Source organism: Rhodococcus sp. NPDC059234, from assembly GCF_042754225.1.
Taxonomy (GTDB): domain Bacteria; phylum Actinomycetota; class Actinomycetes; order Mycobacteriales; family Mycobacteriaceae; genus Rhodococcus_G.
Genome location: NZ_JBHZAH010000019.1, coordinates 25,413 through 48,552 on the forward strand (window position 1 = coordinate 25,413; position 23,140 = coordinate 48,552).

The 23,140-nt window shown below is 68.7% G+C and carries 26 protein-coding genes; 10 read left to right on the top strand and 16 right to left on the bottom strand.

Annotation, left to right across the window (positions count from 1 at the left end):
* Positions 1–49: 49 nt before the first annotated feature.
* Positions 50–931 carry an SDR family NAD(P)-dependent oxidoreductase gene (locus ACFXGJ_RS06570; protein ID WP_378617543.1) on the bottom strand — a complete coding sequence of 294 codons (882 nt, stop codon included), beginning with the start codon at positions 929–931 and terminating at the stop codon, positions 50–52.
* Positions 932–1,330: 399 nt separating this feature from the next.
* Here ACFXGJ_RS06570 and ACFXGJ_RS06575 point away from each other — a divergent pair, with 399 nt between their 5' ends.
* On the top strand, positions 1,331–1,999 hold the full coding sequence (locus ACFXGJ_RS06575; protein ID WP_378617544.1) for a TetR/AcrR family transcriptional regulator: 669 nt from the start codon (positions 1,331–1,333) through the stop codon (positions 1,997–1,999).
* Here ACFXGJ_RS06575 and ppgK read toward each other — a convergent pair.
* The 5 genes from ppgK to ACFXGJ_RS06600 form a co-directional block, all read right to left on the bottom strand.
* The gene (gene ppgK, locus ACFXGJ_RS06580; protein WP_378617545.1) at positions 1,961–2,773 is read right to left on the bottom strand and encodes a polyphosphate--glucose phosphotransferase; all 813 of its coding nucleotides are present in this window, start codon (positions 2,771–2,773) and stop codon (positions 1,961–1,963) included. The two genes, ACFXGJ_RS06575 and ppgK, sit on opposite strands and share 39 nt — an antisense overlap.
* Before the next feature lie 95 nt (positions 2,774–2,868).
* A complete protein-coding gene (locus ACFXGJ_RS06585; protein WP_378617546.1) occupies positions 2,869–4,188 on the bottom strand; it encodes a family 1 glycosylhydrolase in 1,320 nt (439 codons plus the stop codon).
* A 126-nt stretch (positions 4,189–4,314) separates the two neighbouring features.
* Positions 4,315–4,932, bottom strand: a complete 618-nt coding sequence (locus ACFXGJ_RS06590; RefSeq protein ID WP_378617547.1) for a TetR/AcrR family transcriptional regulator — start codon at positions 4,930–4,932, stop codon at positions 4,315–4,317.
* A gap of 81 nt (positions 4,933–5,013) precedes the next feature.
* Complete coding sequence (locus ACFXGJ_RS06595; protein ID WP_378617548.1) at positions 5,014–6,330, bottom strand: class I SAM-dependent methyltransferase; 1,317 nt, start codon at positions 6,328–6,330, stop codon at positions 5,014–5,016.
* Complete coding sequence (locus ACFXGJ_RS06600; protein WP_378617574.1) at positions 6,327–7,769, bottom strand: FAD-binding oxidoreductase; 1,443 nt, start codon at positions 7,767–7,769, stop codon at positions 6,327–6,329. Before ACFXGJ_RS06600 ends, ACFXGJ_RS06595 begins: the two co-directional genes overlap by 4 nt.
* Before the next feature lie 260 nt (positions 7,770–8,029).
* On the opposite strand from ACFXGJ_RS06600, the gene ACFXGJ_RS06605 reads away from it, so the two are divergent.
* Positions 8,030–8,464 (top strand): SRPBCC family protein, encoded by a 435-nt coding sequence (locus tag ACFXGJ_RS06605; protein WP_378617549.1) that lies wholly within the window; start codon positions 8,030–8,032, stop codon positions 8,462–8,464.
* Here ACFXGJ_RS06605 and ACFXGJ_RS06610 read toward each other — a convergent pair.
* Positions 8,412–9,263, bottom strand: a complete 852-nt coding sequence (locus tag ACFXGJ_RS06610; protein ID WP_378617575.1) for an Rv3717 family N-acetylmuramoyl-L-alanine amidase — start codon at positions 9,261–9,263, stop codon at positions 8,412–8,414. The genes ACFXGJ_RS06605 and ACFXGJ_RS06610 overlap by 53 nt on opposite strands.
* Before the next feature lie 98 nt (positions 9,264–9,361).
* Between ACFXGJ_RS06610 and ACFXGJ_RS06615 the strand changes: the two genes are divergently transcribed.
* Positions 9,362–9,673, top strand: coding sequence for a YbaB/EbfC family nucleoid-associated protein (locus tag ACFXGJ_RS06615; RefSeq protein ID WP_378617550.1), 312 nt, complete (start codon positions 9,362–9,364; stop codon positions 9,671–9,673).
* A 10-nt stretch (positions 9,674–9,683) separates the two neighbouring features.
* A complete protein-coding gene (gene recR / locus ACFXGJ_RS06620; RefSeq protein WP_378617551.1) occupies positions 9,684–10,292 on the top strand; it encodes a recombination mediator RecR in 609 nt (202 codons plus the stop codon).
* A gap of 20 nt (positions 10,293–10,312) precedes the next feature.
* Here the strand turns inward: recR and ACFXGJ_RS06625 are convergent, their stop codons facing one another.
* The 3 genes from ACFXGJ_RS06625 to ACFXGJ_RS06635 all read right to left on the bottom strand — a co-directional run bounded on the left by ACFXGJ_RS06625 (position 10,313) and on the right by ACFXGJ_RS06635 (position 12,532).
* The gene (locus ACFXGJ_RS06625) at positions 10,313–11,056 is read right to left on the bottom strand and encodes a DUF899 domain-containing protein (RefSeq protein WP_378617552.1); all 744 of its coding nucleotides are present in this window, start codon (positions 11,054–11,056) and stop codon (positions 10,313–10,315) included.
* Between the two features lie 112 nt (positions 11,057–11,168).
* Positions 11,169–11,591, bottom strand: coding sequence for an MmcQ/YjbR family DNA-binding protein (locus ACFXGJ_RS06630; RefSeq protein WP_378617553.1), 423 nt, complete (start codon positions 11,589–11,591; stop codon positions 11,169–11,171).
* Complete coding sequence (locus ACFXGJ_RS06635; protein ID WP_378617554.1) at positions 11,588–12,532, bottom strand: LysR family transcriptional regulator; 945 nt, start codon at positions 12,530–12,532, stop codon at positions 11,588–11,590. The genes ACFXGJ_RS06630 and ACFXGJ_RS06635 overlap by 4 nt, the downstream gene beginning before the upstream one ends.
* 142 nt (positions 12,533–12,674) lie before the next feature.
* Here ACFXGJ_RS06635 and ACFXGJ_RS06640 point away from each other — a divergent pair, with 142 nt between their 5' ends.
* The 3 genes from ACFXGJ_RS06640 to ACFXGJ_RS06650 all read left to right on the top strand — a co-directional run bounded on the left by ACFXGJ_RS06640 (position 12,675) and on the right by ACFXGJ_RS06650 (position 15,507).
* A complete protein-coding gene (locus tag ACFXGJ_RS06640; RefSeq protein WP_378617576.1) occupies positions 12,675–14,030 on the top strand; it encodes an NAD(P)/FAD-dependent oxidoreductase in 1,356 nt (451 codons plus the stop codon).
* A 289-nt stretch (positions 14,031–14,319) separates the two neighbouring features.
* Positions 14,320–14,625 carry a lipase family protein gene (locus tag ACFXGJ_RS06645; RefSeq protein WP_378617555.1) on the top strand — a complete coding sequence of 102 codons (306 nt, stop codon included), beginning with the start codon at positions 14,320–14,322 and terminating at the stop codon, positions 14,623–14,625.
* 105 nt (positions 14,626–14,730) lie between these two features.
* Positions 14,731–15,507, top strand: a complete 777-nt coding sequence (locus ACFXGJ_RS06650) for a VOC family protein (RefSeq protein WP_378617556.1) — start codon at positions 14,731–14,733, stop codon at positions 15,505–15,507.
* A 261-nt stretch (positions 15,508–15,768) separates the two neighbouring features.
* Here the strand turns inward: ACFXGJ_RS06650 and ACFXGJ_RS06655 are convergent, their stop codons facing one another.
* From ACFXGJ_RS06655 to ACFXGJ_RS06675, 5 genes are all read right to left on the bottom strand, one after another.
* A complete protein-coding gene (locus ACFXGJ_RS06655; RefSeq protein ID WP_378617557.1) occupies positions 15,769–16,590 on the bottom strand; it encodes a tyrosine-protein phosphatase in 822 nt (273 codons plus the stop codon).
* A 354-nt stretch (positions 16,591–16,944) separates the two neighbouring features.
* Positions 16,945–17,571, bottom strand: a complete 627-nt coding sequence (locus ACFXGJ_RS06660) for a maleylpyruvate isomerase family mycothiol-dependent enzyme (protein ID WP_378617558.1) — start codon at positions 17,569–17,571, stop codon at positions 16,945–16,947.
* A gap of 86 nt (positions 17,572–17,657) precedes the next feature.
* Positions 17,658–18,374 (bottom strand): type 1 glutamine amidotransferase, encoded by a 717-nt coding sequence (locus ACFXGJ_RS06665; RefSeq protein WP_378617559.1) that lies wholly within the window; start codon positions 18,372–18,374, stop codon positions 17,658–17,660.
* A complete protein-coding gene (locus tag ACFXGJ_RS06670; protein ID WP_378617577.1) occupies positions 18,367–19,608 on the bottom strand; it encodes a MurT ligase domain-containing protein in 1,242 nt (413 codons plus the stop codon). Before ACFXGJ_RS06670 ends, ACFXGJ_RS06665 begins: the two co-directional genes overlap by 8 nt.
* A gap of 145 nt (positions 19,609–19,753) precedes the next feature.
* Positions 19,754–20,707: an EamA family transporter gene (locus ACFXGJ_RS06675; protein ID WP_378617560.1), complete on the bottom strand. Its 954-nt coding sequence runs from the start codon at positions 20,705–20,707 to the stop codon at positions 19,754–19,756.
* A gap of 72 nt (positions 20,708–20,779) precedes the next feature.
* Here ACFXGJ_RS06675 and ACFXGJ_RS06680 point away from each other — a divergent pair, with 72 nt between their 5' ends.
* Positions 20,780–21,676, top strand: coding sequence for a LysR family transcriptional regulator (locus ACFXGJ_RS06680; RefSeq protein ID WP_378617561.1), 897 nt, complete (start codon positions 20,780–20,782; stop codon positions 21,674–21,676).
* 124 nt (positions 21,677–21,800) lie between these two features.
* Here ACFXGJ_RS06680 and ACFXGJ_RS06685 read toward each other — a convergent pair whose 3' ends face one another.
* Positions 21,801–22,175 carry an SHOCT domain-containing protein gene (locus ACFXGJ_RS06685; protein ID WP_378617562.1) on the bottom strand — a complete coding sequence of 125 codons (375 nt, stop codon included), beginning with the start codon at positions 22,173–22,175 and terminating at the stop codon, positions 21,801–21,803.
* A 152-nt stretch (positions 22,176–22,327) separates the two neighbouring features.
* Between ACFXGJ_RS06685 and ACFXGJ_RS06690 the strand changes: the two genes are divergently transcribed.
* Positions 22,328–22,753 (top strand): DUF6325 family protein, encoded by a 426-nt coding sequence (locus tag ACFXGJ_RS06690; protein ID WP_378617563.1) that lies wholly within the window; start codon positions 22,328–22,330, stop codon positions 22,751–22,753.
* Positions 22,754–22,782: 29 nt separating this feature from the next.
* Positions 22,783–23,136: an SHOCT domain-containing protein gene (locus ACFXGJ_RS06695; RefSeq protein WP_378617564.1), complete on the top strand. Its 354-nt coding sequence runs from the start codon at positions 22,783–22,785 to the stop codon at positions 23,134–23,136.
* Positions 23,137–23,140 lie beyond the last annotated feature (4 nt).

A 23,140-nucleotide genomic window follows, 5' to 3' on the forward strand; every position in this document is an offset into this window, starting at 1 on the left:
AATGTGGGCGAATACGGTCGGGAGTCGGGGTCGCCGCCCGGGTGTCGAGCTACCGATCGACCCGGTGTGCCCGTTCCTCGTCGAGGTCGCCCACGAACGCGTCCGTCGAGCCGACGAGGGCGTCGTCCGCCATTCGCCACAGGTCCCGGACCTGCTCGCGGAACTGGGCGTGGCTGTGCTCGGGCAGCGCGAAGACGATCGGGGCGTTGCGCACGATGCCCTCGACTGCGAGCCGCGCGACGTCGCCGGGCTCGATCGCCATCGGGATGACCTCGGTGCCGAAGGGTTCGGCGGCGCGGCGACCGAATTCGGCCGGCCGGTTGCGCTGCGAGTCGAGGATGCGGGTCGCGGCCTGGCCGGGGCAGAGGGCGGTGACGCCGATGCCGTCGGGGGCGAGCTCGGACCGCATTCCGAGGGTCAACCCGAGGATGGCGTGCTTGGCCGCGGTGTAGAGGCCGGTGAACGCGGGGTCCGGAAGGAAGGCATGAGTCGACGACGTGTTCATCACGTGCCGCCATCCGGTCTGGCGACGCATCCTCGGCAGGAACGCATACAGGCAATTGAGCATGCCCTCGACGTTGACGGAGGACAGCCAGCGCCAGTCGTCCATCGATGAATCCGTGAGGTTTCCGAGCAGCAGCACTCCCGCGTTGTTGCAGAGCAGTTCGACGGAACCGAACTCGTCGTAGCTGACCTGCGCGAGATTCTCGACCGACCCGGGGTCGGCCACGTCGACCTGCACACCGAGCGCACGCACGCCGAGTGCGCGCACGCTCTCGGCGGTCCGCTCGGCGCCGTCGCCGTCGACGTCGGCAACGACCACCGACATGCCGTGTGAACCGAGCTCGGCCCCCAGCGCGGCTCCGATCCCGCTCGCTGCGCCGGTGACCACCGCCGTTCGGCCTGCCAGTCTGTCGTCAAACCTGGACATTCATGTCCTCCCTCTTTTGGTCGACCGCGGCCAGGCTAACAACCCGACCAGTCGGTCTGTCTGCTAGGACGTGCCTGACGCCGTCTCGTGAGCGGCGACGCAGGGCGTCATGTCCACCCGTAGGACGGAGGCATGTCCGAGCCCCTCGGGCCATCGGATTCCGCGAACAGGAGCCGACGGAGCTAGCCTACCGATCGGTCCGTCTGCTTGTTGTGGAATCGGCTAACTCATGTCGCGGGACTGGCAGAATCGGACGACGAGTCGTGAACCGCGTCGTGGCAAGCTGTCGTCGGGTCACGTGGGGCGGAGACCCGACACCGCCGTCCGCGAACACCGGACGGATCGGCACGTAGGCCGATGGGCTGTGCGTAGGTAACTAACGTGAGGAGATCGGACACGATGGCGAGAACACGCGACGCCGAACAGTCGGGACTTGCCCGGCGCGCCGACATCGTCAGCTCGGCCATATCCCTGTTCGCGGCCCACGGATACCGCGGGACCTCGCTCGCCGCGGTCGCGCGAGAATCAGGAATCACGAAGTCGGGTCTGCTGCATCACTTTCCGAGCAAGGAAGTTCTGCTGACCGCGGTACTCGCGGACCTCGACCGCCAAACGCTGGACTCGGTCGAGATAGATCGAGACTACGAGGGCCCGGCTCTCCTGCGCGCGCTGGACATAGTCGACGAGATCGTTGCCCGAAATCAGCAGAACCGAGAACTGACCCGGCTGGCGCACGTCGGCATCTTCAACTCCGAGGACACTCCCGAACTCGCACGAGAGTGGGCACAGCGGCGGATCGAGGGCTTCCGCGCGAACTTGGCCGGTCTCATCGAAGAGGGCATCAGGGTGGGCGAGGTACGTGCCGATGTCGATCCCGCTGCCATGGCGTCCGTCATCATCGGGGCCATCTCCGGCCTCGAAGAGCAATGGTTGCAGGACGAGTCGTTCGACATGGTCGGCGCGATGAGAACTCTGACCACCGTGCTGCGGCGCGACCTGCCGATCGAGCCCGACCGCCCATCCGCCACTTCACCTCGCGGCGCAGTCAGGCGCCAAGCCCTGACGTAGGTAGGCCTCCCTCGTGTCGAGGGGAGGTAGCCCGCGACGGTGTTCGATCGCCAGCGCTGCGCCGATGACGCCCGCAGCGTTGCCCAACTCGGCCGCGGCAACTGCGGTCCGGTTCGTCAGCAACGGAATCCACCGGGCACCGCTCTGGCTGATCTCGCCGCCGACGATGAACAGCTGTGGGGACAGCAGATCCTCGATTGCCGTCAGCACCCGACTGACTTCCCGCGCCCAGCTCTCGAAGGACAAGGCTCTGGCCGTCTTGACGGACGCGGAGGCGCGATGTTCGGCGGTGACTCCGTCAACGACGAGATGCCCGAATTCGGTGTTGGGCAACAGCACTCCGTCGTGGAGGATCGCAGAACCGATGCCGGTTCCGAATGTGAGCGCAACGACGACGCCGGTGGTGCCGCGCGCAGCGCCAAACCTGTGCTCGGCTACTCCGGCGGCGTCGGCGTCATTGGTGACGACGACGTCGCGACCGCCGAGTGCGTCGGCGAACAGAGCCGCCGCGTCGGTACCGATCCACGACCGGTCGATGTTCGCTGCAGTCTGGACGATGCCGCCGGCAACGGCGGCCGGGAGTGCGACCCCGACTGGACCCTCCCAGCGGTAGTGCGCTGCGAGATCGGAGACCGCGGAGGCCACCGCGGCGGGTGTGGAGGGCCTAGGGGTGGATATCGTGACCCGGTCCCCGACAAGTCGACCCGCCTCGAGGTCCACCAGACCTGCCTTGATGCCGGTGCCTCCGACGTCGATTCCAAATCCTGTACTCATGTAAACCTCGATGCCTTCCGTGTGAGAACGGCGATCTGCCGCCTGTTCCGAGGTGGTTTGGGCGGCATGCAGCCGGGTCGGCTGGACCGACGATGTCAGTTCGCTGGGTGCAGGCAACTGTCGAGGCCGTCGACCAGCGAACACGCGGTCGGGGGCCGGCTGGGCTGATAGTCGGCGGGGACCCCACCCTGGGTGACGAGCGACCGGTACGCCGCGACCGCCTCGGTCGGCTTCCGCTCGAGTGCCGGATCGCCCTTCACGTCGACGGTGTAGAGGCCGAAACGGGGTGTGTAGCTGCCCCATTCGTAGTTGTCGGTCAGGGCCCAGTAGTTGTAGCCGACGACATCGATGCCGTCGTCCTTTGCTCGCTGCAGCCAGTAGGCGGCGTCACGGAGGTGATCGGCGCGGGCGTACCCGTCCGGGCGGGGTTTGCCGTCCTCGGTCGGCATGCCGTTCTCGACGATGTACAGGGGCTTGCCCGGGAAGCGCTTCGCATAGTGACGCAGCGCGTAGTAGAGGCCGTCGGGTGCGGAGTTGGCCTTCCAGGGCTCGGAGAAGACGTTGGCGTAGCTCAGGTCGGTGGGGGACATCGAGTAGTAGTAGTCCAGGCCGACGAAGTCGAGCTTGTCGGTGATGCGGTCGAGGAAGGTGGTGTCGATCGCGGCCTCGACCGCCTGGAAGTAGGCCACGTTCGAGGACACCTGGGCGCCCGGCTGCACCTGATGGATGTAGTCGTAGATCCCGGAGTGCACCTGCACCCACCGATCGAGGGCGGCCGGGGTGTTCGCCGGAGCGAGGCCACCGTGGCTGACCTCCTGGAACAGATACGCCGAGGGCTCGTTGATCGTGATCCAGGACGGGTCGTACTTCGCGTACCGGTCGACGACCTTGCGGGCGTTGGCCAGCCAGTCGGCGACCATCCCCGTGCTGTTCCAGCCGCCGCGGTCGACCTCCCACCCGGGGTACACCCAGTGGTCGAGGGTGATCATCGGTTGCATGCCCGCGGCGCGGATGCTCGCGATCACGTCGTCGTAGAACGCCCAGGCGGTCTCGTCGTAGTGGCCCTGCCGAGGTTCCAGGCGCGCCCACTCGACGCCCATGCGGTACACCTTGGCCCCGAGGTCCTCGGCGTGCTGGATGTCCTCCCGGTAACGGTGGCGGAAGTCGGCCGACGTGCCGACCGGATCCTTGGTCTTGCCGGTCGCTTCGTAGCGCGTCCAGTTGCTGTCCGGCGAATAGCCCTCCGACTGGAATCCCGACGAAGACACGCCCCACAGGAAGTCGGCGGGCAGGCTCTCGACCCGCTCGACCTTGCCTGTGCTGCCGCTGTCGCTCGACGCCGCGGAGGCGGGTCCGCCGGTCAGTAGGGCAAGCCCAACCGTTACCGCCAGCATGCCGGCCGATCGTCGACGCATCAGTTCTCCTCGCATCGGGCGCCCTCCGGCGCGGTGGTGGTGCGGGACACACTAACTGACCAAGTGATCGGTAGGCCAGCTTTGTGATGCGTTCGCCGTCCGCGGACAGTCGGTGCCCGCCCGAGGTCAGTCCGTCGTGGCCACCGCTCGGCGCAGGCCGTCTGCGAAGCTGGCGAAGGAGCCGACGATGTCGACGCCACCATCGAGTAGCCACTGGTTCTCCAGGCCCTCCGAGGCCGCGATGACCAGGTTGGTGACGGTTCGTGCGTCGACGTCCGCGCGCACGGTGCCTGCATCGATACTGCGCGTCACCGCGGCCTCGACCATCGACCGCAGGAATTCGAGGCGGCCCACCACCCATGCGTGCGCGGGGTGGTCGGCCCCCGCCGCCTCGGCGGCGGTGAGGTGGGCGAGTTGAACGAGGTTGCGGTTCTCGGCGTTGTGTCGGACGATCCTGACGAGGAACGCGAGCACCTCGTCGAGGTCCATGTCGGTGAGACGTTCCGGATCCGTCTCCGCCTCCTCCAGGTCCCGCACGTCGCGCTGGACCAGCACGGCCTGTAGCAGCGCCGCCTTGTTGGGGAAGTGGTGCAACAGGCCCGCTTGAGAGATCCCTACCTCCGCCGCGATGCGCGCCAGCGAGCTGCCCCGGTATCCGTGGATCGCGAAGTGATCGAGGGCGATCTCGAGGATCCGCGCGCGAGACAACTTGCCGGACCGTTCCGCGGAATCTGTGCTGGCCATGGCCTCGCAGCTTAGTTGCCCGGGCTACCCCTCAGGCCGTCGCGATCGCGGCGACGGCCCGAGGGGGCTGTCCGAGGTCGTTCAGGCCTTCCACCACGGGCGCAGCGGGAGGTCCGCGTGGCCCTTGCGGTCCGTGTTGACGGCCAGCACCTGGTGCAGCTGAATGCCGTTGCGCTCGAAGCCGAGCCGTGAGCCGGCCATGTACAAGCCCCAGACACGCGCGGTGCCCTCGCCCACCTCGGCGACGCAGGCGTCCCAGTTGTCGACGAGGTTGCGGCACCAGCCGGCCAGGGTGAGCGCGTAGTGCTCGCGCAGGTTCTCCTCGTGGCGCACCTCGAGCCCCACGTCCTGGATCTCGCTGATGATCCGCCCCGACCCGGTGAGCTCGCCGTCCGGGAAGACGTAGCGGTCGATGAACCCGCCTGCCCGTGCGTTGTGCTTGTTGTCGGGCCGCGTGATGCAGTGGTTGAGGAGCAGGCCCCCCTCGCGCAGCTTGCCCTTGATGAACGCGAAGTACGCGGGGTAGTTGTGCACGCCGATGTGCTCGGTCAGGCCGATCGAGGAGACCGCGTCGAAACCGGTCTCGGTGATGTCGCGGTAGTCGGAGTGACGGACCTCCGCGAGTTCGGACAGTCCCTCGTCGGCGATCGCCTTCTGCGCCCACGCGGCCTGTTCGGCCGACAGCGTCGCGCCGATCGCCTTGACTCCGTGTCTGGCCGCGTACCGGACCATTCCGCCCCAGCCGCACCCGATGTCGAGCAGCCGGTCGCCCTCCTTCAGGCCGAGCTTCTCGAAGACGAGGCGGTACTTGTTGTCCTGAGCGTCCTCGAGGGACTGGTCCGGGGACTCGTAGGCCGCACACGTGTAGGTCATCGACGGACCGAGGACCATCTCGTAGAAGGCGTTCGACACGTCGTAGTGGTGGTGGATGGCCTCGGCGTCGCGGGTCTTGGAGTGCCGCAGGCCTTCCGCGAATCGCCGCCATCGCGGCAGGTGCTCCTGCGGTGGCGGCGCGACGGGCTTGAGCAGTTCCCAACCGAGGGACCGGGTGATGGCCGCCAGCTCCTTCGCGGACGGCCGACTGAAGTGCAGCTGCTCGCCGAGGACGCGGAGGATCTCGTACGGGTCGCCGGGGTGCACGCCCGACGCCTCGAGGTCGCCGGAGACGTAGGCGCGGGCCAAGCCGAGGTCGCCCGGGGCCGTCACGAGGTAGGTGGTGCCGCGTGGTGTCTTCAGGTCGAGGCCGTACTCGGCGTTCTCGGCGCCGATGGAGCTACCGTCGTACGCGGTGAATCGAACTGGGATGTCTTCTCCGACAACGGTTTCGAGGATCTCCGCAATGGAGAGCTTGCCGGTGTCGTTCCCGGTCGAGGTCTTGTCTTCTTTGAATGTCGTCACTTGCGTTGCACCGCCTTGGAGAACAGGTCGAGGAGACGTGAATCGGGGTCGTAGTGCTTCTTCAGTTCGTCGTATCGTTCGCCGCCGTAGAGCGCGGTGAATTCGTCCTTCGAGTAGTAGGAGTCGGAGTAGAGCGACTTGTGCCCGTCGAACTCGGTGACCGTCCGTTCGATCAGCCGGTTCGCCGCGCCCTCGGGTTCGCCGGCCACGATCGGGACCGACGACCAGAAGCCGATGTTGACGTAGGTGCGTTTGGGCTCGAGTGGGTACAGCGGCCACGGACGGACGGCGGAGGCTCCGGCGGGGCCGGGTTCGCGCAAGCGCAGCGGGCACAGCCACAGTGGTTCGATCGGGATCTCCCGCAGGAACCAGCGCACGAAGTCGGCGGTGCGCTCGATCGGCACCTCGACGTCCTGGACGACCCGTTCGCGCGGGGGGTTGCCCTTGCGTCGTTCGATGCGGTCGCCGATGTCGTACTTCTGGTCGAGGGCGATCAGCTTCCAGTAGAAGCTGCTGCGGCGGTAGCGCTTCGGCCACAGCCGCCGGATCCGCGGGTTCTGTGCGCCGAAGGCGCGCGAGCACCAGAACCAGTCGGTGTCCCAGCGCCACAGGTAGTCGGCGATGGTGAGCCGGTCGCTCTTCGGATGCGTCACCGATTCGTGCTGGATCGAGCGGTAGTAGACGTCCTGGCCGGTGTAGTCGCTGACTGGCCCCGGCGCGTCGGTCGCCGCGCCGAGGGTCAGGTAGCTCTCCTTCGCAGAGAACACCGTGCCGTCGAGGTAGTCGACGGCGATGCCGTCGTAGCTGCGGGTCTCCACGATGCGATCCATCGTCGTCTGCAGGTCGGTCAGGTCGTCGAAGCGCAGATGGCGCAGCGCGACAAACGGTTTCACCGGTTCGAGCTGGATCCGCAGCCGGGTGGAGTAGCCGAGGGTGCCGTACGAGTTCGGGAACCCCCAGAACAGGTCCGCGTGCTCGCCGTCCGGGGTGGCGGTGACGATCTCGCCGCTGCCGGTGAGGACGTCGATCTCGAGCACCGACTCGTGCGGCAGACCGTTGCGGAACGAGGTGGACTCGATGCCCAGCCCGGTCACGGCTCCGCCGAGAGTGATGGTCTTGAGCTGCGGGACCACCAGCGGCGCGAGGCCGTAGGGGAGCGTGGCCGCGACCAGGTCCTCGTACGTGCACATGCCCGCGACGTCGGCGGTGCGCGCTGCCGGATCGACCGAGATCACGCCGGACAGGCCGGAGACGTCCAATCCGGGCGCGTCGGTCCGCGCCCGGGCGCGGAAGAGGTTGGACGTCTTCTTCGCCAGGCGCACGTTCGCCGACGGCGGGATGGCGTGATAGCTCGTCAGCAGACGTTCGACCCCCGCGCGGTGGGCCTGCGCCCCGACCTCGCGCGGTGTGGAGGATCGTCGACCAACTCGGTTGCGCAACGCACTCGAAGTGACAGCCACACCTCGACGCTATCGCCTACGGGCGATCGCTGCGACAGCAGACCGCGAGCGAATCGGGAAATGTCACGCAAATGTTGCGAGCGCACCCGATTGGGCCCGGGCTCCGGCCGTCGTGATCCCGGGCACACGCCCGGTGGCGGGCTTCCCCGCCGTCAGCGGAGCGGGCACCATGGTGGCGACGGGAACGTCATTCGACTCGGGTCGGCGTCGCGCCGCCCGCACGGCTAAGGAGATTCACGGTGGGACAGGTCAGCGCGAGCAGTTCGGTCGAGGTTGCGGCGGCACCGGAGAAGGCGCTGGAGGCGCTCGCCGACTATCAGACGGTGCGGCCCCGCATCCTCACCGAGCAGTACCTCGGCTACCAGGTGCTCGAGGGCGGTCAGGGCGCGGGCACGGTCGCCCAGTGGACCCTGAAGGCCACCGAGAAGCGTTCGCGCAACATCAAGGCCACCGTCACCGTCGAGGGCAGCACGATCACCGAGACCGACGCGAACTCGAGCCTCGTCACGACCTGGACCGTGACCCCGAACGGGACCGGGTCCACCATCGCCACGACCACCGCGTGGAACGGTGCGGGTGGCATCGGCGGGTTCTTCGAGCGGACCTTTGCGCCGCTGGGCCTCAAGAAGATCCAGGCCGCCGTGCTGGCGAACCTGGCCCGCGAACTGGCGTAGTCGGGCCGGCGTCAGCGCCGAGGAAACTGGTGATGCCGGCGACAACGGCGCGGGCGTACCGGGCCCGGCCGTCGTCGGCGGTCATCGCGCGCGCCTCGTCGGGGTTGCGCATGTTGCCCAGTTCGACCAGCACCGAAGGTCGGGTCGCGAGGTTCAGCCCGGCGAGATCGTCGCGGCCCAGCAGGCCCCGGTCGCCGATGTAGGTCGACGGCGTGAATCCCGCCACCGTCATCGCGTCGCGCATGGCGGTGGCGAAGGCGACCGACGGGCCGGTCTGGACGGCGTTGAGCGGCGGCACCGAGTAGCAGACGTGGAATCCGTGCTCGCGGGGTGCCGCGCCGTCGGCGTGCACCGCGACCACCGCGTCCGCGCCGGAGGCGTTGGCCGCCGCGGCCCGCTCGTCGACGCAGCTGCCGACCGAGGTGTCGTCGGTGCGGCTGAGAACCACTCGGGCGCCGAGGTTTTCGAGCTGGGTCCGCATCTGGCCGACAACCTCCCAGGCGAGCGTGTGCTCGGGATAGCCGTCGTCGGTGTTGGTTCCGGTGGTCTGGCAGTCCTTGGTGCCGCCCCGGCCGGTGGGTACCTGGGCGGTGATCGCCGCGTCGTGCGATCCGCTGTGGCCCGGGTCGAGAAAGATCGTCCGACCGTGCAGTCCGGTCGGCGTGACCGGTGCTACGGAGAGCAGGGGAGCGGGCACCGTCGGGTCCGAGTTGTCCGCCGCCGCGGCACCCTCGGTGGGGATGGTGCACCCGGTCAGGGTGAGCGCCGCCGCCACGACCGGCAGCAGGCGCAGCCGCATCGTCGCTCGCACGCCGCCCACCGTAGCTCGATGCGTCTACGCTGACGGTGCAACACGCAGAAAGGACAATCGACGTGCAGCCTGGTGGACAACCCGACATGCAGCAACTTCTCGCACAGGCCCAGCAGATGCAGCAGCAGCTGATGGCCGCGCAGGCGGAGATCGCCGAGGCGGAGGTGACCGGTCAGGCCGGCGGCGGCCTGGTGACCGCCACCGTCAAGGGCACCGGCGAGGTGGTCGCGTTGACGATCGATCCGAAGGTCGTCGACCCCGACGACGTCGAGACCCTGCAGGACCTCGTGATCGGCGCCATCGCGGACGCGTCGGCGAAGGCGCAGGAGGTCGCGGCCGGCAAGCTCGGGCCGCTCGCAGGCGGCCTCGGTGGCGGTCTGCCCGGACTCCCGTTCTAGAGGCGAGGACGTGTACGAAGGTCCAGTTCAGGATCTGATCGACGAACTCGGCAAGCTGCCGGGCGTCGGTCCCAAGAGTGCGCAACGGATCGCCTTCCACCTGCTCAGCGTGGAGCCGCCGGACATCGACCGGTTGCAGAACGCGCTGCAGAAGGTCCGGGACGGGGTGCAGTTCTGCGTCGTCTGCGGAACGGTGTCCGACAAGGAGATGTGCCGGATCTGCTCGGACTCGCGCCGCGACCGCACGATCATCTGTGTGGTCGAGGAACCCAAGGACGTGCAGGCCGTCGAGCGCACCCGGGAGTTCAAGGGTCGCTACCACGTGCTCGGCGGTGCGCTGGACCCCCTCAGCGGCGTCGGGCCCGACCAGTTGCGGATCCGGGAGCTGTTGGCGCGTATCGGCAATCAGGACGACGGGGTGGACGTCTCCGAGGTGATCATCGCGACGGACCCCAACACCGAGGGCGAGGCCACCGCGACCTACCTGGTGCGGATGCTGCGAGACTTCCCGGGGCTGACGGTCACCCGGTTGGCCTCGGGTCTGCCGATGGGCGGCGACCTGGAGTTCGCGGACGAGCTGACGCTCGGGCGCGCGTTGTCGGGCCGCCGGACGATGTAGCGGGTTCGGACGCCACTGCGTCAGGACGCGAAGTCTGGCCGCGCTGCCCGCGCAGACTCGGTGCGTCCCTTGGGCTCCTCCCACTCCTCCTGCCTGCCGAGGGCGGTGAGGTCGAGGAAGTAGTAGGAGCCGCCGGTCGACTCGAGCCCGCGGGCGTACTGCGAGTAGGTGTGGAAGACGCGGCCGTCCACCTGGAGGAAGCAGCTCCGACCCGGCATCTCGAACGGCTGGTCGTAGGTGAAGAAGTCCGAACCGGCGGCCTCGAACTCGGCCCGGCTCCGAAAGTTGTACCGCCCCGGCGCCACCGATTCGTCGATGGTGACGCCGAAGTCGTAGTTGAAGTCGGTCTCGAAGGACGAGTACCAGGGCAGCTCCCAGCCCCGCTCGGCCTTCCATCGTTCCAGCTTGGCCAGCGGTGCCCGGGACACCATGGCGTAGCTGGTGTCCCGGGTGTGCAGGTGGTCGAGGAAGCCGGGTGAGAGTTCGTCGGTGCCCGCAGTGCAGCTGGGGCAGCCTTCCTCCCAGGCCGGGTCGAACATGAAGTGGTAGACGATCAGCTGACGCCGGCCCTCGAACATGTCGAGCAGGCGCACGTCACCGGCGGGCCCGTCGAAGACGTAGTTCTTCGAGACCTCGACCATCGGCAGGTTCCGCCGCTCGGTATTGAGCGCGTCGCGTGCCCTGGTGAAGGCCTTCTCCTTGGCGAGCAGTTCCGTGCGGGCGGCCAGCCACTCGTCGGGCGTTCCGATTCTCGGAAGACTCATCGCGATCTCCTCTGTCTCGAATCCTGCGTGTACCCACGCCGGCGGCCGGGTGCCGCCGTACACGTGTCGACGTGCCCCGCCGCGCAAACTCATCGGTCGTCGCCCAGTCGGGTTACTCGACGGGATGCTCCTCGAGCCAGATCCTGCGCCTGCGCTCCGACGCCCGGGACAGCCACGCGTCCTGGACGACCTCGGCCACCTCGCGCCGGGACAGCTCGCCGAGTCGGCTCGCCCGCACCAGGACCGAGAGGTGGCCGTCGAAGTGCGGCGTGGTGAAGAACGGCGATTCGCGATCCTGGATCATCGCCTGCTTGTCGGACTCGGAGCCGACCCAGAACACGATCACGTCGGTGTAACGCTCGCCCGTCGCGGGGTCGAACGCATCGGGTCGTGGTCCGCGGAAGAACACGAACGACTTTCCGCCGACCTGATAGACCGGGTTGCCGCGCGGCCCCGGTGAGGGGGTCACGTGCGGCATGCCCTGGGCGAGTTGATGCACGTCCTCGACCTGTGCGCGCCGTTGTTCGCCGGTCATGGACCCAGCGTAGTCACGTGGCGCGACTGTCCGGCCTGCTCCGGTGCGGGTCCGGTCGTGGCCGCGAGATCCATCGTCTCGCGCAACGAGTCCACCAGGTGCGCCATCGCGGGCGAGCCGGCGGCCCCGCTGCGGACCACTGCGCACACCGGTACCCGGAGCCTGCCGCGCGCCTCCCGCATGATCCGCAGACCGGCCCGGGGGACCCCGGTCACCGTGCTGGCGTACAGCACAGTCCACCCCCGCGGGTGGTTGATGACGTCGAGGGTCGCCGTGTGGTCCTTGGCGATCGGCGGCCCGAGCTGCACCCGCCGCCCGACCTCGACGAAGGCGTCCTCGACGACCGAGTGGATCAGGACCTGACTGTGCCGCGGCGGCAGCAGCAGGGGATAGGGTGCCAGCTCGCCGAGTTCGACGGTGGAGAAGGCGGACAGCGGATGCTGGCTCGAGGTGACGATCAGCAGGTCCTCGACGCCGAGTTCGACGGTCTCGAGTCCCGGCCGGTCCACCGCGCCCCGGACCAGCGCAATGTCGGAGTCGCCGGCGGCCACCGCGTCGATGCGTTCGGCGAAGCTCTTGATCACGAACTCGATGTCGAGGTCGGGATGCAGCTCGCGGACCCGCGCCACCGCGTCGAGGGACTGCGGCGCGAAGCTCATGTTCGCGGTGATCCGGATCCGATTCCTCGGCTCCTTGGCGACCGCGTACGCCTGCGTCTCCAGGCTGAGCACCTCTTGCGCGATCGGCACCAGCCGCGAGCCCGCGTTGGTCAGCCGGACCACCCGAGTCGACCGCTCGAACAGCGCCGCACCCAGTTCCTGTTCGAGACGCGACACCTGGTGACTGATCGCCGACTGCGAGATGAAGCACTTCTGCGCGGCGCGGCTGAAGCTCAGTTCCTCGCTCACTGCCAGGAAGTATCGCAGCTGACGGAAGTCCATGCCGCCATCCTACTTATGAGCGATCCAGATAACTGTATTCCGAATATCCCAGCTGACTAGCGGAAACCACTTCGTGATCCTTAGCGTGGCTTTCATACATCTGATTGTGATCGAGCAGGAGGTCGTGGTGGGCGAGACAGTGCTGGACCGTACCGAGGTTGTCATCGTCGGGTCGGGCTTCGGTGCCCTGGCGGCGGCGAAGAAGCTGGCCAAGGCGGGGACCCCCTTCGTGCTCATCTCCGAGACCACCGAGCACCTGTTCCAGCCGCTGCTCTACCAGGTGGCGACGGGCGTGCTCTCGGCCGGCGAGATCGCACCCTCCGTCCGGGCGATCCTCGCGAAGTACCCGAACGCCGACGTCCGACTCGGCCGGGTCGTGGACGTGCGTGCCGACGAGCAGGAACTCGTCTACGAGGCCGCAGGCGAGCGGCACACCCTCGGCTACAACTTCCTGATCGCCGCCACCGGAGCGCGCCAGTCGTACTTCGGCCGCGACGAGTTCGCGAAGGTCACCTACGCGCTCAAGACCGTCAACGACGCGAAGCGGCTGCGTGACCAGATCGTGCGTTGCTTCGAGGAGGCGCACACCACCACCGACCCCGAGCGCGCCAAGAACCTGCTCAGCTTCATCGTGATCGGCGCTGGCGCGACCGGCGTCGAGCTGGCCGGACAGATCAAGGAGCTCGCCGGGCGCTACTTCGAGCAGTCGATCCGCGGCATCACCGCCGACGACGTCACCGTCACCCTGGTCGAGGGCGCGGGTGTCGCGATGCCCGCCTACGGTGGCAAGCTCAGCGAGTACACGAAGGCCTCGCTGGAGAAGTCGGGCGTCGAGGTGGTGCTGAACACGCTGGTCACCGACATCGACGAGCACGGCGCCACCTTCAAGGCGCACGGGAGCGAGGCCGGGGTGCGGCGCACCGCCGAGACCATCGTCTGGTCGGCGGGCGTGCAGGCCAACGACTTTGCGGGTGTGCTCGCCGAGCGCACCGGCTGCGAGACCGACCGGGCGGGCCGACTGCTGGTGAACCCGGACCTGACGGTCGGCGGCCGCGCAGACATCTTCGCCGTCGGCGACATGACCTCGCTGAACAACCTGCCGGGCCAGTCCCCGGTGGCGATGCAGGGTGGACGCCACGTCGCCAAGACCGTGCTCGGCAAGACCCCGCGCGGCACCGCCTTCAAGTTCCGGGACAAGGGCTCGATGGCGATCATCAACCGTTTCCGTGCGGTGACGAAGGTGAAGAGCATCGAGCTCACCGGCTTCGTCGCCTGGGTGCTGTGGCTGGCCGTGCACATGGTCTACCTGGTCGGGTTCCGCAACCGCTACATCGCGGTGATGTCCTGGTTCGGCTCGTTCCTCGGCCACCGTCGGCCGCACTTCCACTACGCGCAGGAACCGACCGTCCTGGAGGCACCCGCGCCCGAGGCGATCGAGACCGACGTCATCAAGTCGGACGTGCCGACCGAGGACCGGGTAGCCGTCCCCGTCTCCTGACGCCGTCCGGCGATTGCGTGGCACGCCCGCGCAATCGCCGGGCTCCGCTCGCTCCTGCGCTAGCGGCGGGCCTGTGCCGGTCCTCCGCGCGAGATCGGGTGTTCGGATGCGCATTTCGGTACGGGCTGCGGCTCGCGACCATGCCGTCGGCCGTCGGCGATCCGTTCTTCGATTCGTGGCCGGATGCATTGGGCGACAAGCGCAACGGTGAGGTGCTCGAGTCGAGGGACGTGACGCGCCAGGCCGCTCCCTTCATCGCCGCCCTGTGCGCGAGGTGCGCCGGCTCCAGGTGAGGCCGACGACCGCGCTCGCCGCCCAGCGCGGCTACGCGGTGCTGATTCCCGACCACGAGGGTCCCCGGATCGCGTACGCGGAGCCGTTCGTCGCGGGCCACGCCGTGCTGGACTCGATCCGGCGGCTGCGCGGTGCGCTTCCGGACGAGTTCGGGGACAGCCGGTTCGCGATGGTCGGGTACTCCGGTGGCGCGACAGCCACGCACGGCGCGGCGAAGCTGATCGACTCCTACGCACCGGAACTCGCCGGCCACGTCGTCGGCGCCGCACTCCGCGGGATCCCGGCGCCGAGCGAGTGCTGACCCCGCCCGCTGTGTCGCGGCGCCGCGGTCCCCGGCGGATGTCGGTGGTCGCGCGTAGGTTCATCAGCGCACCAGTCCTCAGCAAATCCGCTCAAGGAGTCAGACGTGCCTGAACGCAAGTCCCAGGTCGGCGCACCCTGTTGGGTCGACCTCACCAGCTCCGACCCGTCGCGGGTCATTCCCTTCTACGCCGGCGTGTTCGGCTGGGCTTCGGACACCAACGAAGACCCGCAGTACGGCGGCTATTCGATCTTCAGCAAGGACGGCGCCCCAGTCGCCGGGCTCGGCCCGCAGCAGCCGGGCAACCCGTACGGGGACGTCTGGACCGTCTATCTCGAGTCCGCCGACGCCGCGGCGACCGCGGAACGGGCTGCGGCTGCGGGCGGACAGGTGATGATGCCGGCGATGCAGGTCGGCGAGCAGGGCACCATGGCCATCCTCGGCGATCCCGCCGGCGCGGTGATCGGTGTGTGGCAGCCCGACCAGCATCGCGGGTACGGGCGTTGGGGGGAGCCCGGCACCCCGGCGTGGTTCGAGACCCTCTCGCGCGACTACCAGGCCGCACTGTCGTTCTACGAGAAGACCTTCGGCTGGACGTACAACACGCTCTCCGACTCCGGTGACTTCCGCTATTCCCAGGCGCAGCTCGGCGGGGACAACATTGCCGGCGTCATGGACGCCTCCGGATTCCTGCCCGAGGGCGTGCCGTCGTTCTGGCAGTTCTACCTCGCGGTCGAGGACACCGACGCCGCGCTGGCGAAGGTCGTCGAGCTCGGCGGAACCGTCGTCCGGCCGGCGGAGGACACGCCGTTCGGAAGGTTGGCGACGGTGGCCGATCCGCTCGGGGCGCAGTTCCAGATCACCGAGAACCAGGAGTCGTAGCCCGGCAGTCTCCGGTACCCGCCCGGTCGGGCTCGAGGCGGGTACCGGGGCGTCCTGGCTGTCGAGAAATTCCGCTGACTTTGCTGGTCAGGGCTATTGCGACGATGTCGGCCCGGGCGTACCGTGAGTGATGCGGATCAAGAAAAGTAGGCCGGTAACGGTCAGAAATCTTGAGAAGCAGAGATCCGGCCGAGGATGCGATATATCGCTACATCCCCGGCCGAACCCCTGTCTGGGGGAGATCGGTAACTCCGGCACCGATCAGCTGAGTAGTTTCGCCTTGAGATCGGTGATGTCCTGGCTCGTCAGACCGAGTCCCTCGCTCACGTAGTTGTCGAAGCTGCCGTACTTCTGGTTCGCCGCGGCGAACGCGTTGTCGAGCCAGGCCTGCTCCACGGGATTGGGCCCGCTGATGCTCCCGATGCTGCCCAGCCCGCCGCTGTCCGGGTCTACGTACTCGTTGCTGAGCATGTAGTCGGCGTTCACGGTCTCGCGGGGGACGCCGAGGATCGTGAGCAGGACCGCCGACAGCCAACCGGTGCGGTCCTTGCCGCTCGTGCAGTGGTAGAGCACCGAGTCGGGCGAGTTCTTGATGTCCAGCAGGGCGGCCTTGAACGCGGCGGAGGCGCCGGCATCGGTGGGCATGACCTTGTAGAACTCGGCCAGGTTCAACATCGCGATCGCGTTCGCGGGGTTCGAGCCCGCCACGTCGCGGTTCACCCAGGTGGCGCCGGCCGGGAGCTTGTCCTTCGCGCGTGAGATCTCGAAGCCCGTGCGCAGATCTTCGACCGTCTTGACATTCAGGCCCTGGAGCTTGGCCAGGTCCTCGTCCGTGACGGCGTTGAGTGCGTCGCTGCGCAGCACCAGTCCGGAGCGCACCGTCTTGCCGTCGGTGGTGGTGTAACCGCCCAGGTCACGGGCGTTCGGAGCGCCCGTCAGGTGCAGCGAATGGTCGATCGCGGCAGGCGCGACGACCGGCGTCGGTGCAGCCGCGGCGATCGACGGGACGGGAGCGAGCAGGAGGCCGGCGGTCAGGGCGAGAGCTGCCGCCGACCTGGTCCGGGTGAGGGTTCGGTGGGACACGGAGGGTTCTCCTCTTTCGGTCGAGGTGACATTGGCATGGTGCTCGAGCGAGAACGGCTCCGAGGGTAGCGGCGTGTCGGATCGCGAGAGGTGCATTTCGTGTAAATACAGTACGTAATCTCAGGCGTCACGGAGACCGCTCGTCACCGCTCGTCGTGGAGCCAGGTGATTCCGAAGGGCGCGAGTGCGTCGAGGAACCCCTTGCCGTCGAAGGCCTCGGCGGCCCGGTCACCGAGACCGCGCACCCGGGCGAGGCCGGCGAGATCCCTGGACCATCCGATCGGCGTTGCGGCCCACCAGGATCGGGGTGATGCCGACTGAACGGGTCGAGCGGGCCCGCCGGGTTGCCCGGAGTCAGACCCGTTCGCGCAGTGTCTCGAGGCCGTCGCCGGACAGCTCGTCCAGGCCCGCGGAACGGCCGGTCATCGCCAGCACCAACGCCAGCATCGGGCCGGACACCTCCGGGCCCGCCCCGATCGTCCACGCGGTATCGGTGGATCGAAGGGTCAGCCCCGCGATCCGGGACTTGCTCCCGATCAACAGGTTCGAGCCCTTGTAGAAGTCCGCCACGCGCACCAGCGCGTCCGGCGGGTAGGCGTGCGCGATACCGAGCGGCCTGCGGATGTCCTCCGCGTGCACGATGGTTTCGCCGAGCCAGGTGTCGACCGGCCCCGGGGGAGAGCTCGTCGCGGTGGCGACCCTGCGGAACTCCGCGAGCGTGTCGGCGGGGGTGCCCGCGGTCTCCGCGGCGATGTTCTTCGCGCCGAACGACTCGAACCGGAAGCCGGTCCCGGCCATCTTCAGGAAGAACTTCGGCGGCGTCATCTTGGCGGTCGCCGTCATGTGGCCGAGCGTCTCCCAGACGGACCACTGAGAGCACAGCGACGTGGTGGACCACTGGTCCTCCGTGAGTGAGGCGAGATCGTCGGCGAGCGAGATGCGTTCGGCGTGGATGACGGGCCACGGGCTCTGTGCTGCCATGTGTCCTCCCGGATCGGGTGTACATCGGAAATTACACCGATCCGGGTGCGCCGGCTTGGCGAATCGGCCACCCCGGCAGGCTCGGGTCAACGCCCGACGGCGAGCCTTTCGCGGCGCAGTCGGTCCACCTCGTCGAGGTGCAGCGGTTCCAACGCGTCGACACCCATCGCGCGGGCCAGCAGCAGGTCCGCCAGTTCCGGGTTGCGGGCCAGCGCGGGGCCGTGCATGTAGGTGCTGATCACCGAGCCCTGCACCACACCCTCGTGCCCGTCGCCGACACCGTTGCCCACGCCGTGCGTGACCCGGCCGAGCGGCTTGGCGTCTGCTCCGAGACTGGTGCCGCCCCGGTGGTTCTCGAAGCCGGTCAGTGGCTGGGTCAGGCCCTCGATCAGCGGCCGGGTGATCACCTCGCCGATCGACCGCGTCGCCTGCGGGGAGGTGGTCACGTCCAGCAGCGACACGCCCTCGACTCGCTCGCCCGCGGACGTCTCGTACCAGTGCCCGAGCACCTGGATGGCCGCGCAGATCGCCAGCACCGGCGCGCCCCGCTCGGCGGCCTTCTGCAGTCCGGGATAGCGGACCAGGTGCCGGGTGGCGAGCCGCTGTGCTGAATCCTCGGCGCCGCCGAGGGTGTACACGTCCAACGAGTCGGGAACCGGATCGGAGAGGGTGATCTCGACGATCTCCGCGTCGATGCCGCGCATCCGCAATCGCTGACGCAGGATCAACGCGTTGCCGCTGTCGCCGTAGGTGCCCATGACGTCGGGAAGCACCAGGCCGATCCGCACGGTGGACTCAGGCATCCCGGTTCTCCTTCGCGATGGCGGTGTTCAGGTCACGGAACGCGGTGTAGTTGGCCAGCACCTCGACGCGACCGGGCGGGCAGGACGCGATGGCCCGCAACGGATCCGGTTCGAGAGTGTGCTCGACGCCGGCGTAGGTCAGCCGGACTGCCAGGTCGGTGGCGCGCTCCCCGGCGGCCACCACCTTGACGCCCTCGAAATGCTCGAACCGCACGTCCCACAGCCAGGACAGGTCCTCGCCGTCGGGCACCTGGCCGTTGACGGCGATCACCAGTCCGTCGACGGTCGGGTCGATCATCGACAGGGCCTCCTGCCAGCCGGCCGGGTTCTTGGCGAGCAGCATGCGCAGCGAGTGCGGGCCCACCTGCACTGCGGCGTAGCGGCCGGCGATCTCGCGGACCGCGGCCGCAGCGGCGACCGCGTCCTCCGGACGGGCACCCTGCGTCACGGCGGCGGCCACGGCCTGGGCGGCATTGCCGCGGTTGGCCTTCCCCGGCAGCGTCAGGGTCATCGGGATCTTCAATCCGTCCGGGCCGTAGAGGTTCTCGCCGTCGAGCCACCAGTCGGGAGTGGGCCGCTCGAAGTCGGTGCCGGTGCTGCGCCAATGGTTGTAGGCGATGCCGGTCACATCTCCCGTCCGCTCCTCCCAGACGATCGGCTCGCCGCTGCGCGGGCAGCTGACCGAGTCGCCGGCCCAGCCGCCACCCGCCGCGACCCACACCACGTTGGGCGCGTCGTAGGCGGCGGAGGCGACGAGCACGTCGTCGCAGTTGGCGATCACGACCGCGTCCGGATGCCGGGCGAGGCCGGCCCGCAGCTTGCGCTCGATCATGTTGATCTCGCCGACCCGGTCGAGCTGGTCGCGGCTGAGATTCAGCAGCACGACCGCCTGCGGGCCGAGCGCGTCGGAGACGTGCGGCACGTGCAGTTCGTCCACCTCGATCGCGGCCAGCGGGGCGTCGACGTGGGAGCTCAGCGCCGCGACGATGCCGGCGTCCATGTTCGCGCCGTCGGCCTGGGTGGCGACCTCGCCCAGGGTGGCCAGCGCTGCGGCCGTCATGCGGGTGGTCGTGGACTTGCCGTTGGTGCCGGTGATCACCACGGTGCGCTTGCCGCGCCCGAGCTGAGTCATCAGCGTGGGGTCGATCTTGAGCGCGATCAGGCCGCCGATCATCGAGCCCTTGCCGCGACCCGCCTTCTGCGAGGCCCAGGCGGCCAGGGCGGCGGCGCGCAGCGCGAGGCGTCCGCGCGCGGAGAATCGGGTACCCGGGCTGCTCGCCCCGGGACTGCCCGGGCGGGTCGCCCCATGATTGTTCGGGCTGCTCGCCCCATGATCGCTAAGTGCCACGGGCAGAGTTTTCCACACCGGCCGTGGGCGCTCAGGGGCGCGCCGCCACCGGCGTGGGCGCCGTCACCACCTCCGTCGCGGCTGCCGGGGTCTGTGCGGGCGCGACGGCGGGGCGAGCCATCCCGCCGAGGCAGCCGCCCACCACGACCGCGGCGCCCACCAGGGACAACGCGCTCGGCCGCTCGCCGAGTACCAGCCAGGCCGCGGCGATCCCGACGACGGGCACGAGCAGGGAGAAGGGTGCGACCACCCCCGCCGGATGGCGACTCATCAGGTAGGTCCACAGCCCGGACCCGACCACGGTCGCGAGCACCACGATGTAGGCGAGGGCGGCCAGGGCGGGCCAGCCGGTCGGGCTCATCGAGTCGCGCAGGGCGTGCACACCCGCAGTCGGACCCTCCACGACAGCGGACAACGCCAGCAGCGGAAGCGGCGGGATCACCGTCATCCACAGCGTCAGGTGCATCGGGTTCTCCGGCCGGGCCTGGCGGCTGCCGATGTTTCCCAGCGCCCAGCCGAGCCCGCCGAGCAGGGTGAGCAGGACCGGCAACAGGGCCGCGGTGGCGGCGCCGCCGACATGCATGCGGTCCCAGCCGATCGTCGCCATCCCCGCCACCGCGACCAGAATCCCCGCCGACTGCCTGCGGCCGACCCGCTCGCCGAGCAGCATCGCGCCGAGCAGCACCGTGAACGGCGCCGACGACTGCAGCACCAGCGACGCCAGTCCGGTCGGCATGCCGGTGTTCATCGCCCAGTACAGGAAGACGAACTGCAGCACGCCGAAGCCGATCCCGTAGAGCAGCAGCCACCGCGCCGGCACCTTCGGGCGGGGAACGAACAGGATCACCGGAGTCGCGATGACCAGGAAGCGCAGGGCCGCGAAGAAGAAGGGCGGAAAGTAGTCGAGGCCGACGCGGATGGCCAGGAAGTTCAGCCCCCACAGCACTGCGACGGTGAGGCCGATCAGGCGGTCGCGGTTGGTCATGCCGTCCATCGTGAGCGAGCAGAACAATCAGGACAATCGAATATAGATGCATCATTGCTGTAGTTTTTCTACATGGATGTCGAGCGGCTGCGGGTGCTTCGTGAGCTCGCCGATCGCGGCACCGTCTCGGCCACCGCGGCGGCGCTGTCGCTGACCCCGTCGGCGGTCTCTCAGCAGCTCAAGATCCTCGCGCGTGAGGCGGGTGTGGCGCTCCTCGAACCGGACGGGCGCCGGGTCCGACTGACCGACGCGGGTCGGGCCCTGGTGCTGCGCGCCGAGGAAGTGCTGGCCGCGCTGGAGCGGGCGGGTGCGGAGATGGCGTCGTACCGGCGCTCCCCGCGCGGGCGGGTGCGGGTGGCGATGTTCCCGTCCGGCGCGGCGCTGCTGCTGCCGGGGGTGCTGTCCCGGATCGCGGAATCCGGCGTCGAGATCGATGCGCAGGACGTGGACGAGCCGGCGTCGTCGGTGCCGCAGTTGCTGGCGGACTTCGACGTGATCCTGACCCATCGGGACGAGCGGGCGCCGTCACTGATCTCGCCGCGGGTGCGGCTGGAGCCGATCATGCGTGAACCGATCGACCTGGTGCTGCCGCCGGATCACCGGCTCGCGGGCAGGCCCGCGGTGGGGATCGAGGAGCTGTCCGAGGAGAGCTGGATCAGCGTGCGCGGTGGGTTCCCCGTCGACGACGTGCTGCAGTCGGTGGCCGCCGCGACCGGTGTGCAGCCACGGGTCGTGCAGCGGATCAACGACTTCCGGGTGATCGAGGAGCTCGTCCTCGGCGGTCACGGCGTGGCGCTGATGCCGCGGTACGTTCCCGCGCACGGTGGTCTGGTGAGCGTGCGACTGGCCGGGGTACGGGCCGCGCGGATCTACGAACTCGCGACCCGGCCGGCGGCAGTGGATCGCCCCGCGGTGGTCGCGGTGACGGCGGCGTTCCGGGCCGCGGCGGAGGCGGTGCGGGCGGCCTGACAGGTCGAACGACCGCCACGACGAGCAGACGCCCCGGGCTTCGCGGCGGTGCGAAGTCCCGGGGCGTCTGTCGGAGTGCGGAGCGCAGGGCCGCGGAGCGACGGCCCTGCCGAGCCGGCCCTGTCTAGCCGAGCGCCTTGGCCTTGAGGGTCTGGAACTCGGCGTCGGTGATGGTGCCGTTGTCGAGCAACGCCTTCGCGTCGGCGATGTGTTCGGCGGGGGACTTCCCGGCGACCTCGCGGATGTACGCGTCCTGCTGGTCCTTGGCGTGCTGCGCCGCTCGAACGGAGCGCTTGGTCATCTTGTCCCCGTTGACGATGAGGTAGATCAGCGCGGTGATGAACGGTACGAAGATGAGGAAGACGATCCAGATCGCCTTGACCCAACCGGAGGTCTTGTCGTCGCGGAACATGTCGCCGATGATCGCGAACAGCAGCATCAGGTAGGCGATGAACGCGAAGCAGACGATGATGTACCAGATGATGTCCCAGAAAGACATGTGGAGCCCCGTTTCTCGATGGTGAAGTCTTCGTTTTCCTGAAGGATTGCAGACTCGGCGCGACGGCGTCTCATCCTCGGAAGGTGAATCGGCGAATTCTCACCCTCCAGGGGTGATGGGTATCGGGTGGTGCCGGTGCCACGCTGGACGGCATGAGCGACTCTTTGAACATCGGTCCGGTGGAACTGGTCGTGCTGACCTTCCCCGGCGCCCAGGTGGATCCGGGGACGATTGCGGCGCTCCAGGACGTCGTGGAGCGGGGATACGTGACACTGCTCGACCTCGTCTACATCGCGAAGGACGTCGACGGCACCGTCACTCAGGTCGACGTCGACGAGGACCTCGACGAGGTCGGACTGGCGGTGCTGTCGATCGAGGCCAAGGCGCTGATCAGTGACGAGGACCTGGACGTCGTACGGGACACGCTCGAGCCCGGCACCTCGGCGGCGATCATCGTCTACGAGGAGACCTGGGCCCGCGAGTTGGCCGCGAAGGTTCGCGGCTCCGGTGGCGAGGTCGCGTTGCACCTCCAGATTCCGCGTGACGCGGTGGTCGCTGCCGTGTCGGCCGCCCTGTAGGCAATCCGTACCAGGACAAGGAGAATCACATGGTCTTCAGAGCCGGCCGCGTCGGCCGTCCGGGGTTGCTCGGTACCGTCGCGCGTACCGCGGTGATCGCGGGTACAGCGCAGGCGACCTCCAATGCCGTGAACCGCCGCTCGCAACGGAAGGCCGCCGAGCAGCAGGCCTATGCGCAGCAACAGCAGGAACAGGAGTATGCCCAGCAGCAGGCCTATGCGCAGCAGCAGGCCTACGCCCAGCAGCAGGTGCAACAGGCGCCCGCCGCTGCACCCGCAGGCGACGACCTCATCGCCAAGCTCGAACAGCTGGGCCAACTGCACCAGTCGGGCGTGCTCTCCGACGACGAGTTCGCCGCAGCCAAGGCCAAACTGCTCGGCTAGGGAT

Bases quoted from the DNA above. Each gene is read 5' to 3' on its own strand.
- ACFXGJ_RS06695 (WP_378617564.1), top strand. From the start codon at position 22,783: ATGGTCTTCAGAGCCGGCCGCGTCGGCCGTCCGGGGTTGCTCGGTACC.
- ppgK (WP_378617545.1), bottom strand. From the start codon at position 2,773: ATGAGTACAGGATTTGGAATCGACGTCGGAGGCACCGGCATCAAGGCA.
- ACFXGJ_RS06610 (WP_378617575.1), bottom strand. From the start codon at position 9,263: ATGCGGCTGCGCCTGCTGCCGGTCGTGGCGGCGGCGCTCACCCTGACC.
- ACFXGJ_RS06680 (WP_378617561.1), top strand. From the start codon at position 20,780: ATGGATGTCGAGCGGCTGCGGGTGCTTCGTGAGCTCGCCGATCGCGGC.
- ACFXGJ_RS06630 (WP_378617553.1), bottom strand. From the start codon at position 11,591: ATGACCGGCGAACAACGGCGCGCACAGGTCGAGGACGTGCATCAACTC.
- ACFXGJ_RS06635 (WP_378617554.1), bottom strand. From the start codon at position 12,532: ATGGACTTCCGTCAGCTGCGATACTTCCTGGCAGTGAGCGAGGAACTG.
- ACFXGJ_RS06575 (WP_378617544.1), top strand. From the start codon at position 1,331: ATGGCGAGAACACGCGACGCCGAACAGTCGGGACTTGCCCGGCGCGCC.
- ACFXGJ_RS06625 (WP_378617552.1), bottom strand. From the start codon at position 11,056: ATGAGTCTTCCGAGAATCGGAACGCCCGACGAGTGGCTGGCCGCCCGC.
- ACFXGJ_RS06665 (WP_378617559.1), bottom strand. From the start codon at position 18,374: ATGCCTGAGTCCACCGTGCGGATCGGCCTGGTGCTTCCCGACGTCATG.
- ACFXGJ_RS06570 (WP_378617543.1), bottom strand. From the start codon at position 931: ATGTCCAGGTTTGACGACAGACTGGCAGGCCGAACGGCGGTGGTCACC.
- ACFXGJ_RS06585 (WP_378617546.1), bottom strand. From the start codon at position 4,188: ATGCGTCGACGATCGGCCGGCATGCTGGCGGTAACGGTTGGGCTTGCC.
- ACFXGJ_RS06590 (WP_378617547.1), bottom strand. From the start codon at position 4,932: ATGGCCAGCACAGATTCCGCGGAACGGTCCGGCAAGTTGTCTCGCGCG.
- ACFXGJ_RS06690 (WP_378617563.1), top strand. From the start codon at position 22,328: ATGAGCGACTCTTTGAACATCGGTCCGGTGGAACTGGTCGTGCTGACC.
- ACFXGJ_RS06685 (WP_378617562.1), bottom strand. From the start codon at position 22,175: ATGTCTTTCTGGGACATCATCTGGTACATCATCGTCTGCTTCGCGTTC.
- ACFXGJ_RS06615 (WP_378617550.1), top strand. From the start codon at position 9,362: ATGCAGCAACTTCTCGCACAGGCCCAGCAGATGCAGCAGCAGCTGATG.
- ACFXGJ_RS06675 (WP_378617560.1), bottom strand. From the start codon at position 20,707: ATGACCAACCGCGACCGCCTGATCGGCCTCACCGTCGCAGTGCTGTGG.
- ACFXGJ_RS06660 (WP_378617558.1), bottom strand. From the start codon at position 17,571: ATGGCAGCACAGAGCCCGTGGCCCGTCATCCACGCCGAACGCATCTCG.